Source organism: Kineococcus indalonis (assembly GCF_009906395.1).
In the GTDB taxonomy this organism is placed as follows: Bacteria; Actinomycetota; Actinomycetes; order Actinomycetales; family Kineococcaceae; genus Kineococcus; species Kineococcus indalonis.
Map to the genome: position 1 here is coordinate 1 of NZ_JAAALM010000819.1, position 1168 is coordinate 1168.

A 1168-nucleotide genomic window follows, 5' to 3' on the forward strand; every position below is an offset into this window, starting at 1 on the left:
CCCCCTCAGCGCGGGCGCCCGCCCGTCAGCGCGTGCCCGCCGCGGCGCCCGCGACGGCCGCCAGCGCGGCGTCGGAGCCGGCGCGCGCGGCGCCGTCGGAGGACGCCGCGGCCGCGGACCCGGCCTGCTGCACCTCGAGGTGGATGACGCCGTAGTCCCAGCCGCGGCGGCGGTACACCACGCTGGGGCAGCCGGTGGCGGCGTCGACGAACAGGTAGAAGTCGTGGCCGACGAGCTCCATCTCGTACAGCGCCTGGTCCAGGGTCATCGGCACGGCCTCGTGGGTCTTCTCGCGGATGACGACCGGCGAGGCGTCGGTGGCGTCGTCCGCCCCGGCCACCGCGTCCGCGGGCGGGCGGGAGTCCGCCATCACCGCGGGCGTCGGCACCTCCAGCTCCGCCGGCGCGCCCGGTTCGGCGGCGGCCGCACCGGCCAGCGCCTCGTCGCTGAGGCCGGGGGCCGCCGGCTGGCGCACGCTCTCGTTGCGGCGGCGGCCGTGGTGGACCTTGCGTCGGTCACGCGAGCGTCGCAACCGCTCCATGAGCTTGGTCGCGGCGAGGTCGAGCGCGGCGTAGGGGTCGTCCGCGCACGCCTCCGCGCGCACGACCGGCCCCTTGTCGCGCACGGTGATCTCCACCCGTTCGCAACTGGCCAGCTGGCGGCGGTTGTTCTCGTGCGAGACCTCGACGTCGACGCGCTGGGCCCGGGGCGCCAGCTGCGTCACCTTCTCCATCTTGGCCTCGGCGTGCTGGCGGAACCTCTCCTTGACCTCGGTGTGCCGTCCGGTGACCACAACTTCCACGGGATGCCTCCCTCGTTCGCTGGGCGGCGCCGGCCGAGGGGCCGGCCCGCCTCGGACCGTCACCTCGTGCCGTGCGCCACCTCCTCGGGGAGGTCGCGCGGCACAGGCAGCCGCGGGGCGCGTGCGGGGACGTCCCCCGACCCGTGCCCGCCGTCGGGCACCTGGGGGCGCGAGACCGGCGTGACACCGGGTCCGGCTGCCATGCACCAACGCTAGTCCTCCCCTCCGCCGTCTGCCCACGCGGGCGGCGTCGCGGGCGGCGTCGCGGGCGGCGTCGCGGGCGGCGTCGCGGGCACCCGGCCGGGCGCCGCGGCGGTCAGGCAGGCCACCCCCGCCACGCGGGCCCCCGCCGCGCGCAGGGCCCGC

Annotated in this window: 1 protein-coding gene; it reads right to left on the minus strand. The window is 78.2% G+C overall.

The window, feature by feature from the left end; all coding sequences use genetic code 11:
• Positions 1-25 precede the first annotated feature (25 nt).
• Positions 26-802 carry a ribosome hibernation-promoting factor, HPF/YfiA family gene (gene hpf / locus GTR00_RS21335; protein ID WP_166613507.1) on the minus strand — a complete coding sequence of 259 codons (777 nt, stop codon included), beginning with the start codon at positions 800-802 and terminating at the stop codon, positions 26-28.
• Positions 803-1168 lie beyond the last annotated feature (366 nt).